The 12828-nt window shown below is 64.5% G+C and carries 12 protein-coding genes; 4 read left to right on the top strand and 8 right to left on the bottom strand.

The annotated features are described in order from the left end of the window. Positions 1-123: 123 nt before the first annotated feature. The 3 genes from ACP92_RS20895 (at position 124) to ACP92_RS20885 (ending at position 3764) form a co-directional block, all read left to right on the top strand. The gene (locus tag ACP92_RS20895) at positions 124-2475 is read left to right on the top strand and encodes a Tex family protein (RefSeq protein ID WP_013236114.1); all 2352 of its coding nucleotides are present in this window, start codon (positions 124-126) and stop codon (positions 2473-2475) included. A 307-nt stretch (positions 2476-2782) separates the two neighbouring features. Beyond that, on the top strand, positions 2783-3208 hold the full coding sequence (locus tag ACP92_RS20890; protein ID WP_041311277.1) for a hypothetical protein: 426 nt from the start codon (positions 2783-2785) through the stop codon (positions 3206-3208). 7 nt (positions 3209-3215) lie between these two features. After that, positions 3216-3764, top strand: a complete 549-nt coding sequence (locus ACP92_RS20885; protein WP_041311273.1) for a hypothetical protein — start codon at positions 3216-3218, stop codon at positions 3762-3764. Positions 3765-3825: 61 nt separating this feature from the next. On the opposite strand, the gene ACP92_RS20880 is transcribed toward ACP92_RS20885, so the two are convergent. Then, on the bottom strand, positions 3826-4569 hold the full coding sequence (locus tag ACP92_RS20880; RefSeq protein ID WP_013236113.1) for a DUF5610 domain-containing protein: 744 nt from the start codon (positions 4567-4569) through the stop codon (positions 3826-3828). Between the two features lie 74 nt (positions 4570-4643). Here ACP92_RS20880 and ACP92_RS24755 point away from each other — a divergent pair, with 74 nt between their 5' ends. Then, on the top strand, positions 4644-4841 hold the full coding sequence (locus ACP92_RS24755; protein WP_156181816.1) for a hypothetical protein: 198 nt from the start codon (positions 4644-4646) through the stop codon (positions 4839-4841). Positions 4842-4987: 146 nt separating this feature from the next. On the opposite strand, the gene ACP92_RS20875 is transcribed toward ACP92_RS24755, so the two are convergent. The 7 genes from ACP92_RS20875 to ACP92_RS20845 form a co-directional block, all read right to left on the bottom strand. Then, entirely contained in the window at positions 4988-6139 is a 1152-nt protein-coding gene (locus tag ACP92_RS20875) for a deoxyguanosinetriphosphate triphosphohydrolase (RefSeq protein WP_013236112.1), read from the bottom strand. 1 nt (position 6140) lies between these two features. Next, on the bottom strand, positions 6141-7931 hold the full coding sequence (gene aroKB, locus ACP92_RS20870; RefSeq protein WP_013236111.1) for a bifunctional shikimate kinase/3-dehydroquinate synthase AroKB: 1791 nt from the start codon (positions 7929-7931) through the stop codon (positions 6141-6143). 201 nt (positions 7932-8132) lie between these two features. Beyond that, on the bottom strand, positions 8133-10157 hold the full coding sequence (locus tag ACP92_RS20865) for a type IV pilus secretin PilQ (RefSeq protein WP_013236110.1): 2025 nt from the start codon (positions 10155-10157) through the stop codon (positions 8133-8135). After that, positions 10154-10762 carry a hypothetical protein gene (locus ACP92_RS20860; RefSeq protein WP_013236109.1) on the bottom strand — a complete coding sequence of 203 codons (609 nt, stop codon included), beginning with the start codon at positions 10760-10762 and terminating at the stop codon, positions 10154-10156. The genes ACP92_RS20865 and ACP92_RS20860 overlap by 4 nt, the downstream gene beginning before the upstream one ends. Continuing rightward, entirely contained in the window at positions 10680-11330 is a 651-nt protein-coding gene (locus ACP92_RS25270; protein ID WP_048348631.1) for a hypothetical protein, read from the bottom strand. The genes ACP92_RS20860 and ACP92_RS25270 overlap by 83 nt, the downstream gene beginning before the upstream one ends. Then, positions 11327-11887 carry a hypothetical protein gene (locus ACP92_RS20850; protein ID WP_013236108.1) on the bottom strand — a complete coding sequence of 187 codons (561 nt, stop codon included), beginning with the start codon at positions 11885-11887 and terminating at the stop codon, positions 11327-11329. The genes ACP92_RS25270 and ACP92_RS20850 overlap by 4 nt, the downstream gene beginning before the upstream one ends. Then, positions 11884-12798 (bottom strand): type IV pilus biogenesis protein PilM, encoded by a 915-nt coding sequence (locus tag ACP92_RS20845; protein WP_041311269.1) that lies wholly within the window; start codon positions 12796-12798, stop codon positions 11884-11886. Before ACP92_RS20845 ends, ACP92_RS20850 begins: the two co-directional genes overlap by 4 nt. Positions 12799-12828 lie beyond the last annotated feature (30 nt).

The following is a 12828-nucleotide window of genomic DNA, read 5'->3' as shown; positions in this document are numbered from 1 at the left end:
GGCCTTCCCGTGTAATCTGGCAATGTCAAGATTGGCGCGGGTGGCTGAATTGCGTATCATCCATCGCTTGTTTTTCCTCACCGCATCACTGCGTAATTGCTTAACTGTTGACTGGGTTTCACCATGCTGCCTTCTATCGAACAACGACTCGCCCTTGAACTCGCCGCCAAGCCGGTTCAGGTCGCTGCCGCCATCGCCTTGCTGGACGAAGGTGCCACCGTTCCCTTCATCGCCCGCTACCGCAAGGAAGTCACCGGCGGCCTCGACGATGTCCAACTGCGCCTGCTGGAAGAACGCCTGCGTTACCTGCGCGAGCTGGAAAGCCGCCGCGCCGCGATCATCGCCTCCATCGAAGAGCAGGGCAAGATGACGCCCGTGCTGCTGGACGCCATCACTCACGCGGAAGACAAGACCCGCCTGGAAGACCTCTACCTGCCCTACAAGCCCAAGCGCCGCACCAAGGCCCAGATCGCCGCCGAAGCCGGCCTGACCGAACTGGCCGATGCGCTCTTGAACGATCCGACCCTGAACCCGGAAGAAGAAGCGGCCAAGTTCATCAAGCCCGCCTTCACCACCGACAACGGCGACAACCCCGGTGTGCCCGATACTAAGGCTGCGCTGGACGGCGCCCGCCAGATCCTCATGGAGCGCTTCTCGGAAGACGCCGAACTGCTGCAGAGCCTGCGCGAATACCTGACCGAGCATGGCGTGGTCGAATCCAAGGTAATCGAGGGCAAGCAGGATGCCGGTGAGAAGTTCGCCGACTACTTCGATTACTCCGAGACCTATTCCACCATCCCCTCGCACCGCGCACTGGCGCTGTTCCGTGGTCGCCGCGAAGAGATGCTCAACGTCATCCTGCGTCTGGACAGCGAAGAAGAAAAGCCCAAGTGGGACGCCCCGCACAACCCCTGCGAAGGTCGCATCGCCTCGCGCTTTGGCGTCTCGAACAAGGGCCGTGCCGCCGACAAGTGGCTCTCCGACACCGTGCGCTGGGCCTGGCGCGTGAAGGTCTTCATGCACCTGGAAACGGAGCTGATGACCAACCTGCGCGAGAAGGCTGAAGCTGAGGCCATCAACGTCTTCGCCCGCAACCTGAAGGACCTGCTGCTGGCCGCGCCGGCCGGCCCGCGCGCCACCATGGGCCTGGACCCGGGCCTGCGTACCGGCGTCAAGGTCGCCATCGTCGACGCCACCGGCAAGGTCGTGGCCACCGACACCATCTATCCGCACCAGCCGCGCAATGACTGGAACGGTTCGCTGCACACGCTCTCGCAACTGGCCGAGAAGCATAATGTCTCGCTGATCTCGATCGGCAACGGCACCGCCTCGCGTGAAACCGACAAGCTGGCGCAAGACCTGATCAAGCTGCGTCCGGAATTGAAGCTCACCAAGATCGTGGTCTCCGAAGCCGGTGCGTCGGTGTATTCCGCTTCCGAATTCGCTTCCAAGGAATTGCCGGACCTGGACGTGTCGCTGCGTGGCGCGGTCTCGATTGCGCGGCGCCTGCAGGATCCGCTGGCCGAGCTGGTCAAGATCGATCCCAAGTCCATCGGCGTGGGCCAGTACCAGCACGATGTGAGCCAGTCGCAGCTGGCGCGTTCGCTCGACGCCGTCGTCGAAGACTGCGTCAACGCCGTGGGCGTGGATGTCAACACCGCTTCCGCGCCGCTGCTGGCGCGCGTGTCGGGTCTGAATGCGAGCGTGGCGCAGAGTATCGTCTCGTACCGCGACATGAAGGGCATGTTCAGTTCGCGCGCGGCGCTGCGCGAAGTGCCGCGCCTGGGTGAGAAGACCTTCGAGCAGGCCGCCGGCTTCCTGCGCGTGATGAATGGCGAGAACCCCCTGGATGCCTCGGCGGTCCACCCCGAATCCTATCCGCTGGTGGAAAAGATCCTGGCCGACATCAAGAAGGACGTCAAGAGCGTGCTGGGCCAGACCTCGCTGTTGAAGGGCCTGTCGCCGGCCAAGTACGCCGATGAGAAGTTCGGCGTACCCACCGTCACCGACATCCTCAAGGAACTGGACAAGCCCGGCCGCGACCCGCGTCCTGAATTCACCACCGCCACCTTCAAGGAAGGCGTGGAAGAGATCAAGGACCTGCGCCCCGACATGATCCTCGAAGGCGTGGTCACCAACGTGGCGGCCTTTGGCGCCTTCGTCGATATTGGCGTGCACCAGGATGGCCTGGTGCACATCTCGGCGCTGTCCAACACCTACGTGAAGGATCCGCACACCGTGGTCAAGGCCGGCCAGGTGGTCAAGGTCAAGGTGCTGGAAGTGGACGAGAAGCGCAAGCGTATCGCCCTGACCATGCGCCTGAACGACACCGCCCCGGCGCCGGGCGCGCGCAACGAACAGCGCGGCGACCGCACTGATTCGCGTCGCCTGTCGCAGCACCAGAACCAGCGCGGCCGCGAGCAGGCCCCGGCCAACAATGCGATGGCGGCGGCGTTTGCGAAGTTGCGTGGATGATTTGATCGGGTGACCGGTTTTATCGCGGTATCCGCCCTGCGGATGCTGCAGCGAATTGAGGTGACATGAAGATGGCTGCTCCTTGCGGAGCGGCCATTTTTTTTTGCTCCCGTTCACAAGCTCAATTCTCGTGCATTCCTGTTCTCAAACTATTTTTAGTTGTTCTAGTTAAAGCGCGTCATTTCCATGCGCTTGCAGCTTGTTTCATTACGATAGCTGCCTTTCGGGTCCACCCCGGATGACAAGAAGAGGCCTCCCTCGATTGCATCTTCGTGGCAGCGATCCAGATCATGGAAAGGAAAATGCAATGCGTTTTCGGACGAATTACCAACTGAAATATCCGTCGCTGCTCCTGGCCTGCCTTGTGGTATCAATATCACTGCAGCTCTTGGTTGCGCTCTTCGGTCAGAGCGTCTACTGGTGGGAAGAAAAGTTGACATCGCTGGCCATTTCCCTTCTGACTGACATCGCCGTTTTCCTGCATTACCGATTCCCCACTCGCCCCGGCGCCATTGTTCTTCAGGTGCTCGTTGTGTTGTCTTTGTTATTGCTCATCGGTTCGTTCGTGCTGGTCACCTTGCTGTTTTCTTCGAGCTCGTCTAATAGCCTACTATCGATTCAATTTATCGCCATCATCATGGCCCTGTTGGTCTTTCATGGACTCCTTCTTGTTTCTTTTCATGTCAAACGCGTGACCGAGCAAAGCATGGTCGAAGAGAACAGTAAGCCTTGAGCACACTATGTGCCCCTCTCTGCACCGGCATATCAATATTTCCTTTCTCTCGAACGAGATGGCGGCTACGGCCATATTGATGGCAAGTATCAATTCATTACAGGAGCCTGATTTGGAATCAACACCCGTGTATCAACTTACTCATCGCCGCCTGCTGAAGGCCTTGCTCGCCCTCATTACCATCGGCACCTTCAATTCCATAGTGCGCCTGATTGCCAGTTCGTACGGCGCGTCGATAGGTGTTGAACTTCTGGTGCTCGTCGTAACTGCCCTTATACCGTGGGTTCATTATCTGTATCCCAGCGGCATCGGCGCCAAGGTGATGAAGCTGCTGAGCGTGGTCCAAGGCGTGGTCAGTGCGGTCCAGCTCTTTCTTGTCTTCGAGCCGGAATTCCAGTTTTCCAGTGGGCCGGGAACTTGGCTGTTGTTCTTCGGTGCCGAGATCCTCTCTCTTGTCATTCACTACCTGATGTTCAGGGCGTCCAACGTCCATAGGGAGAACAGTGGGTCCAGCGAATCCGTCGAATGTCTCGATGGCGTTCTCAAGGACAAATAAAAATCGGCCGCCCGTGGGCGGCCGTTGGCAGCATTGACGTCCAGCCATGCGCCGGCGCGCATCAAGCGCTGGTGCTGATGCGCGTCTGGCTCACCGAGATCGAGATGCTGACCGTCGTCTCGCTGGCCACCACGGTCCCACCCTGGCCATCGTTCTGGCCCTGACCTTCTTCCGTGTCCGGCTTGGCGCCCTTGACCTTGTTGATGAAGTCGTTCAGGGACTTCTGCACCAGGTCATAGGTCTTGTCGATGTTGTCGGCGATATCGCCTTGCAGCACGCTGAGGCTCTCCAGGATGCCGCGCGCTTCCTTGAAGCCTTGATCGACGCCCTTGAAGATGAGCTTCATGTAGTCGTCGATGTTGCTGCTGTCATCCTTGTCCGGATTGTTTTTCTTGAACAGGTCGAACATGTTGGTGATGAAGGAGACGATGCGGCCCGCCGTCGCCTCGGGGGTATTGTCCTGCGAGGCCGTATTCTGGATGGCGTTGTCGCCCAGTTGCGGGCGCAGCACATCGTTGATGTTCTCGATGGCGGTCTTGTAGACCAGCGAGAGCGGATCATTCTGCGTCTGCAGCGAGACCTCCAGCGAGGCCTGCACGATGGACAGGTTGAACTGCGCCTTGGCGCCGGCTTCGGTGAGCAGGTTGGCCTTCTTGGCCTCGGCGATCTTGTCGCTCACGGCCGGGCTGGCAGCATTGGCCGACTGCCTGTCGGACTCGCTGGTGGAGCCAGCGTTGACGCTGGGGAGCTTGGTGCTGGGCAGCAGGGACTTGGTGTCCACGCCGTTGTTGTTGCCGATAGCCATGACGATCTCCTGGAAAGAAAGAGGACCCGGGCAGCAAAAGGGGGAAGAAGGGTCCGCTGGCGCGGCAGCGTCGCATGACGTTCACGCCATTCCTGCATTACGGCGGCTGCGAAGCCGACTTGATATTGACAGAAATTTACATCTGCCAGTTTCGCCGTGGCGGGTCTTGCCGTCCTGCCATTGCATCTGTGCAATCGGCCGAAAAGCCTTTGCCAGAAAGGCTTTGCGGCGATGCGGTGCGCACCGTCTCGTCGCTGGCGACGAGAAAATAATTTTCAGAAAAAATGTAACGAAATGTCGGTGCGGCGAAGGATGAGCGCATTACATTGCATGCCTGCAACGAAAGCGGCTTGCGGAAAACGCAGCGTATCGGAACGCTGCGTTCAGTGCCGCCGGGAGAGCTGGCGCACGCGGCGGCTCATTCCATCACGAACAAGCGGCGGTGCTCGCGGATGGCGTAGCGGTCGGTCATGCCGGCGATGTAGTCGGCCACCTTGCGCGCCTGCTTGTCGCTACGCAAGGCGTCGTCGACAATGCCGTGGACCTGGTAGTCCGGCGGCAGCAGGTTGGGCTGGCCGACGAAGGCCTCGAACATCTCGGCGATGATGCGGCGCGCCTTGGCCGTCATGCGGTTGACCTGATAGTGACGGTAGAGCTTCTCGCGCAGGAATTTCTTCAGGACGGCCGCCTCTGCCGCCATCGGATCGGAGAAGGCGATGAGCTGCGGTGCATTGCGTACATCCTCGATATCGCGCGGGGCGATTTCGGCAATGCGGCTGCGCGAAGTCTGGATCAGGTCGACGATGAGTGCATTGATCATGCGTCGGACCGTCTCATGGATGACGCGACGACCGGTGATGCCGGGATAGGCTTGCTCCACCTCGCGCAGATGGCGCGCAAAGAAATCCACCTCGCTCATCAGTTCCATGGTCAGCAGTCCCGAGCGCAGGCCGTCGTCGATGTCGTGGTTGTTGTAGGCGATTTCGTCGGCCAGGTTGGCCAGCTGGGCTTCCAGCGAGGGCTGCTTTTTCTCCAGGAAGCGCAGGCCGATCTCGCCGAGCTGGCGGGCATTGTGCAGCGAGCAGTGCTTGAGGATGCCTTCGCGTGTCTCGAAGCTCAGGTTCAGGCCATCGAACGCACCGTAGTGCTGTTCCAGCTCATCGACCACGCGCAGGCTCTGCAGATTGTGTTCGAAGCCGCCGTGATGCTTCATGCAGTGGTTCAGCTCATCCTGGCCGGCGTGGCCGAAGGGCGTGTGGCCGAGGTCATGGGCCAGCGAGATGGCTTCGACCAGGTCTTCGTTCAGTTGCAGGTTGCGCGCGCAGGAGCGGGCGATCTGCGCGACTTCGATGCTATGGGTGAGGCGGGTGCGGAACAGGTCGCCTTCGTGATTGACGAAGACCTGGGTCTTGTATTCGAGCCGGCGGAAGGCCGTGGAATGGACGATGCGGTCGCGGTCGCGCTGGAACTCGCTGCGCGATCCGGGTGGGGTTTCACTGAAGCGCCGGCCCCGCGAACTTGCCGAGTGGGCGGCATAGGGAGCGAGATGGTCGGGCGCTTCAGTGTGCATGTCATTCTCCAGTGCAGGCCGCCAGGGTTTGCAATAGCAAGTCCTGCGGCACGTTGGTGATCAGGGGGCTGCCCAGCGGCCGGATCAGGATGAACTTGATCTGGCCGCCTTCGTTCTTCTTGTCCACTTCCATCAGTTCCAGCCAGCGCGCCACGCCCAGGTCCGGCGCCACCGTGGGCAGGCCGGCCGCAGCCGTCAACGCACGCACGCGATCACGCGCGCCGGCGTCGATGTAGCCAAGGCGATGCGACAGGTCGGCCGCCATCACCATGCCGCAGCCGACGGCTTCGCCGTGCAGCCATTGGCCATAGCCCAGGCCGTTCTCGATGGCGTGGCCGAAGGTGTGGCCGAAGTTGAGGATGGCGCGCAGGCCGCCTTCGCGCTCGTCCTGGCGCACCACCTCGGCCTTGATCTCGCAGGAGCGCTGGATGGCGTAGGCCAGGGCGGCGTCATCCTTGGAGACCAACTGGGCGATATTGGTTTCGATCCAGTCGAAGAAGGGGGCATCGATGATGGCGCCGTGCTTGATCACTTCGGCGATGCCGGCCGACAGCTCGCGCGGCGGCAGGGTGTGCAGGGTGGCGGTGTCGGCGATGACGGCCTGCGGCTGGTAGAACGCGCCGATCATGTTCTTGCCCAGCGGATGATTGATGCCGGTCTTGCCGCCCACCGACGAATCCACCTGCGACAGCAGGGTCGTGGGGACTTGCACGAAGGGCACGCCGCGCATGTAGGAGGCCGCCGCAAAGCCGGTCAGGTCGCCGATGACGCCGCCGCCCAGGGCGATGAGCGTGGTCTTGCGATCACACTTGTCGGCCAGCAGGCGATCGAAGATCTTCATCAGGCTGGCCCAGTTCTTTTCTTCCTCGCCATCGGGCAGCACGATCTCGGTCACCAGTTTGCCGGCGGCGCGCAGCGGCTGGGCGACCTTGTCCAGGTAGAGCGGCCCGACCTTGTCATTGGTGACGATGGCCACGCGCTTGCCCTTGACGTATTGCGGCAGCAGGCCGGCGTCGTCCAGCAGGCCGCGGCCGATGTGGATGGGATAGCTGCGCTCGCCCAGGTCGACGTTGAGGGTGATGGGCGCGGGGGCGGAAGCGGTGTTCTGGTTCATGCGGGCAAGAGTCGGTTCGGCGCTGGCCGCGCCATGGAAAGTCTGGGAGGTGTGGCTGGTCGATACCACCACCGCGCCATCGGCAGCGCTGGTCACCAGTGCGCTGCTGCGTTCGATGACGATGGTTTCGTCGGCGGCCGGCGCGCTCTGCCAGCTGCTTTCCGGAGGCGACAGCTCGAGATGGCTGATGATGGTCTGCACCAGGAATTGCACGTTGGGCCGGTTGGTCTCGATGACGAAATCCGCCACATCGCGGTACAGCGGGTCGCGCTGGCGGGAGAGCTCTTCGAGCTTGCGGCGCGGATCGGCGGTCTGCAGCAGCGGGCGGTTCTTGTCGCGACCGGTGCGCTGCAGGATCTGATTGATGCTGGCGCGCAGGTAGACCACCGTGCCGCCCTTCTTGAGATTGTCGCGATTCTCGGCACGCAGGATCGCGCCACCGCCGGTGGCCAGCACGATATCGGGCAGGGCGGTCAGTTCGCGGATCACCTCGGCCTCGCGGCGGCGGAAGTTCTCCTCGCCCTCGATCTCGAAGATCACCGGAATGGTCGCCCCGGTGCGTGCTTCGATCTCGTGGTCCGAGTCGATGAAACGCTTGTTCAGCTTCTTGGCCAGGGCCCGGCCTATGGTGGTCTTGCCGGCTCCCATCAGGCCGACAAGGAAGATGCTTCCAGTCATATCTCAGAATTGTGCGCTGTGCGCCACTGGCAAATGTCCATGGTGCTGCGCATCTGCCGGCGCAGTCACCCGAGCCCGGCGGGCGAGGTCCGGGCCGCTGGCCGGCGGACTTGCCGCCCGCCAGCACTGGCCTGGAACAGCGATTTTACCGTCCTTGCCCGGCTGCCGGGGAAAAAATCCCGGCCGCCCCCCGCGCGGGGCTCAATATGGGCGCGGCGGGGCGACGATGCGCGGGGTGAGGAAGATCAGCAGTTCGGTCTTGTCGCGCACCTTGTTGCGGCTGCGGAAGAGCGCTCCCAAGAGGGGAATCTCGCCCAGCAGCGGCACCCGTGTCTCATGCTCGTTGTCGGTCTGGGTATAGATGCCGCCGATGACCACCGTGCCGCCGTCTTCCACCTGCACCTTGGTCTTGATGTGCTTGGTATTGATGGCCAGCCCGCCCGGCGTGGCGCTGCCACGGCTGTCCTTGTTGACATCGACGTCCAGGATCACGTTGCCGTCCGGGGTGATCTGGGGCGTGACTTCCAGTTTCAGGTTGGCCTTCTTGAAAGCGGTGGCGGTCGCGCCGCTGCCTATCGATTGCTGGTAGGGAATTTCCTCGCCCTGCTCGATCAGGGCGGCCTGCTGGTCGGCCGTGACCAGGCGCGGGCTGGAGACGATTTTGCCGCGTCCCTCCGCTTCCAGCGCAGACAGTTCGACGTTGAGGAAGCGCTGGGCGGCGGCGTTGAAGAGGGTGAAGGCAAAGCTGCCCGGCGCGCTGCCGGCAAGGGCTCCTGCGCCCAGGCCCAGCGCCGGTTCGCGCAGGTAGGTGCCGGCCGCCGGCGGGGTCTGGCCGCTCAGTTCGCCTACGCTCGCATAGCTGTTGCCGAGCGCCGCGCCCTGGGTGCGGGCGGCCAGTCCCAGCTTGACGCCCAGGTTGCGGGCAAAGCTGTCGTCGGCCTCGACGATGCGCGCCTCGATCATGACCTGGCGGGCGGCGATGTCGATACGCTCGATCAGCTTGCGCACATTGGCCAGTGCGGCCAGGGTATCGGTGACCAGCAACTGGTTGGTGTGGCTGTCGATCATGGCGCTGCCCCGCCGCGACAGCAGCGAAGCACGCCGGTTGGCCTGGGGCGTGCCATCTTCGCCCAGCCCGAGGGCGCGGCGCAGGTTGTCGGCGCGCTGGTAGTTAAGCTGGAAGGTCTCGGCATGCAGGGGTTCGAGGTCGGCCAACAGCGCCTTCTGTTCCAGTTCCTGGCGTTCGCGCGCAGCCATCTCTTCACGCGGAGCGATCCACAAGACCCCGCCACTGCGCTGCAGCGCCAGTCCGCGCGCCTGCAGGATCATTTCCAGCGCCTGCTCCCAGGGCACGTCCTTGAGACGCAGGCTCAACTGCCCGGTCACGGCGTCGCTGGCGATGATGTTCAGTCCCGTGAAATCGGCCAGCACCTGCAGGGCGGTGCGCACCTCGATGTTCTGGAAGTTCAGCGACAGCCTGGCGCCCTGGTAGTCCTTGTCCGGCGCGATCCGGTGCGGATCGGCGCTGACCGGCAGCACATCGATGCGCAACTGCTGGCCGCGCTGCACGGCCTGGTAGCGCCACAGGCCTTGCGCGTGGATGGCCAGCCGCACGCCATTTTCGTAGGGATAGGCCTGGTACTGCGTGACCGGCGTGGCGAAATCTCCCACCTCGACCTGGCGGGCTGAGCCGGTGGGCAAGGTGGTTCCGCCGATGTCGACGATCAGCCGTTGCCCTTGCTGGCGGACCTGGACCACCGGGGCGGTGCTGCCCAGGTCTATGTCCAGCCGGCCTTCCCCGGCGCTGCCGCGCTGGAAACCGATGCCGCCCAGCGCCGTGGGCGCTTGCGGCGGCAGCGGCGACAGCGCTACCTGCACTTGCTCATCCTGCACCTGCAACTGGTAATGCAGCGGTCGTTTCAGCGTGGCCAGCAGGCGCAGGCGCTCACCATCGCTGGCCAGGGTGACACGCTTGAGCAGGCCGCTGGCGGCAAACTGGCGGGCCATGCCTGCGGCCAGCGTGGTGTCGGGCAGGTCCAGCACCAGTTGTGGCGGGTCGAGCAGCTGGAAATGATGAATCTGCGATAGCGGAAGTGTCTGGTCCAGGCGCAGGGTGAGGGTGGTGGCTTCGTCGCGCGCCTCGATGTCCAGCGCATGCAGGCGGGGACCGGCGAGGGCGGGGGCGCTCAGTATCAGCACGCCCATCAGGAGCAAGTGGCTTCTCATCGTCTCGCTCCCCGCCGTGGCGCGCCACGTCTGGCAGCTAAGGGCTCCAGCTGTGGTGCCGGGCTTTCCAGCGAGAGAGTCTGCCTTGTCCCCTGGGGATCGGCGATCTCGATATGTGTCTCGCTGATGGTCAGCAGTTGGCCCTGTCCGTCGGGCAGTTGCTGGCCGGCTTGCAGGCGGTGGGTGGCGCCGCCGATGTCGATCAGGGCCAGCATCAGATCCTGCTGGCGTAGCGTACCCAGCAACCTCGGCAAGGGCGCGGTGGGCCGGGGCGAGGGGACGGGCTCATCGTCTTCCTCCTCGCTGGCGTCGCGGCGCACGCGCTGTGGCGGGCGCTCGACAGCGGTGGCAGGCGGCGCGGCCGCGTCTTGCCGTAGCCGGAAGGGATCGACGATCTCCACGTCGGGCAGTGGCGGGGCGGGCGTCTCGCTGGCGGCTTGGACCAGTGACGCTGGGGGAGCAGCACCAGCCTGGCTGCTCAACTGGCGCGCACCGGCCAGCCACTGGCGGGTGCTCGCCAGTTCATCGGGCAGAGGACGCAGGAGGTAAGCGAGGCCCAGCGCGGCCAGGATCAGGAGGGGCAGGAGCAGCGACAGCAGTGTCATGAGGATTCTCCTTGGAGGGGACGACAGGGGGGAGGAAGACCTGGGCGTTCATCCTGAGCGCCGTGTCAGCGGGGCGGGCATCGATGACGATCTCCAGGCTTTCCAGCAGCAAGGGCAACGGCGGCTGGCTGACCAGTTCGACGAAGCACAGCAGTCCCGCGTACTGGCCGCGCAGGCTGATGGCGGCGCGTTGCCGGTCGGGATTGGGCTGGAAGCTTTCCAGCGCCAGCGCGCATTCGGCGGCGCGGCGCGCCAGCTTGGCGTGCAGCAGGTCACCCTCGGCCTGGGCGGCGCTCCAGCCTTGTTCCTGGCCCTGGTGCAGTTGCATCTCCAGCGTACGCTGCTGGGCGATCAGGCCGGCCAGTTGGGCCGATTGCCGCAGGGCTGCCTGCAACTGGATGCGCAGGGCCTGCTGGCGCTGGCGTTCTTGCAGGCGGAGATCCTCCAGGTCCTGGACGGCCAGCAGCAGGCCGCTGCCGGCGCACAGCAGGGTGATTGCCAGCAATAGCAGCACCTGGGCCCACTGCGGCCAGTGCGCCGGATGCCCGCGTAACAGGGGCCGCCTCATGGGGGCGACGCCGCGCCGGCAGCCAGCAGCGGAATGGACAGGCTCCAGGAATAGCCCTCGGCGGCCGCGCTGGCCTGGGTGCGCAGGTCCAGCAGATGCGCCCCCTCCAGGCCGGCGGCGGCCAGCGCCCCCTGCAGCTCCTGGATCGCCGCCATGCTGCCGGCCCGGCCACGCAGTTCGGCATGATCCTTCTGCAGCGTCAGTCGTTCCAGGTGGACGAGCGGAAGGCTGGCCCGGGCGACGCCCCTGAGCAGCAGACCGGCCTGGGTGCGGCGGCGCGCCAGCTGCTGCTGTTGCGCCAGTCGTTGCTGCAATGCGCTGATGCGTGTCTGCAGTTCTGCCGCCTGTCTGGTGGCCGACGCCAGGGCTTGCGCTTCCTGCAGCAGCAAGGCGTTGGCCGCTGCCAGCCGGCCCTGGTGCAGATGGATGCGCAGACCCGGCGCCATCGCCAGCAGCACGCCCAGCAGGGCGGCGGCGCACAGCCAGCCATGGAAGCGCTGTTCGCGCCTGCGCCGACGCAGCGCCGGCGGATGGGCAAAGTCGATTACGCTGTTCATGCCAGCCCTCTCCAGGCCAGCGCAATGGCCAGGTGGAAACTGCCTACTGGGTTTGCCCCTGGCAGTCGCGCCGATGGCGCCAGGATCAGGTCAGCCGGGAGCGGCGCAGGCAGGGCGCGCAAGCCGGCATAGCGTGCGAATGCAGCGCGCAGCATGGGCAGGGCGTCATGGGTCGGGAGTGCGGCAGGATGGCAGTCCAGCAGCAGCCGTTGCGGCTTGGGCCTGAGCAAGGGGGCGAGTTCGGCGAGCAGCGCAGTCGGGCCGGCGACGGCAGGACGCCAGCGCAATCCCTGGGCGGGTGTGTCGCCGTAGATCAGCCAGCTGTCATCGGGATCCAGATGCAGCAGGGCGTCGTGGGCTGCGCTGGCGGCTGGCCGCAGGAAGTCGCCCAGGCATTCATCCTCGGGCGGCAGCGCGGCCAGTGGCCGGTGCAGCGCTGCGGCCAGCGCCAGCCGGTCTTCCACCGCCAGCGAGGAGGCGGCCCAGGCCCATAGGCTCACATCCTGGCCGGCCCGGGCAGGGGCGACGCGATAGTCCATCACGTGGTCGGCGGGGGCCAGGCCGTAGGCGCTCATTTCGGCGCGGACCTGCGCCAGCCTTTCCCAATCGCTCGAGCCGGCGGGCAGGACCAGCCGCTGCACGCTCAGGCAGGTGCGCGGCATGCCCAGCACCAGCGCTGCCTGGGCGGGACAGGCTGGGTCCAGCAGCGGACGACAGGCTTGCACCACTGCGTCGAGATCGGTGATCTGGCCGTCCTGCAGCAACCCGTCGGGCAACGCAGCCTGCGCCAGCCGCAGCACTTCGCGCTGACGTCCACGGCGGCGCGCCAGTGCCAGCCGCAGCCGCTGCGGGGCCAGGTCGAGGCCGATGCACAAGCGCGGGCGCAGGCAGCGAAGGGGAGTCCAGGTCATGGCGCTGACCTCATCGTGGGAAGGAAGGGG

The organism is Herbaspirillum seropedicae (assembly GCF_001040945.1).
In the GTDB taxonomy this organism is placed as follows: domain Bacteria; phylum Pseudomonadota; class Gammaproteobacteria; order Burkholderiales; family Burkholderiaceae_D; genus Herbaspirillum; species Herbaspirillum seropedicae.
Note: the sequence above shows the minus strand (reverse complement) of the source record. Positions and strands in the feature narration are given on the sequence as shown.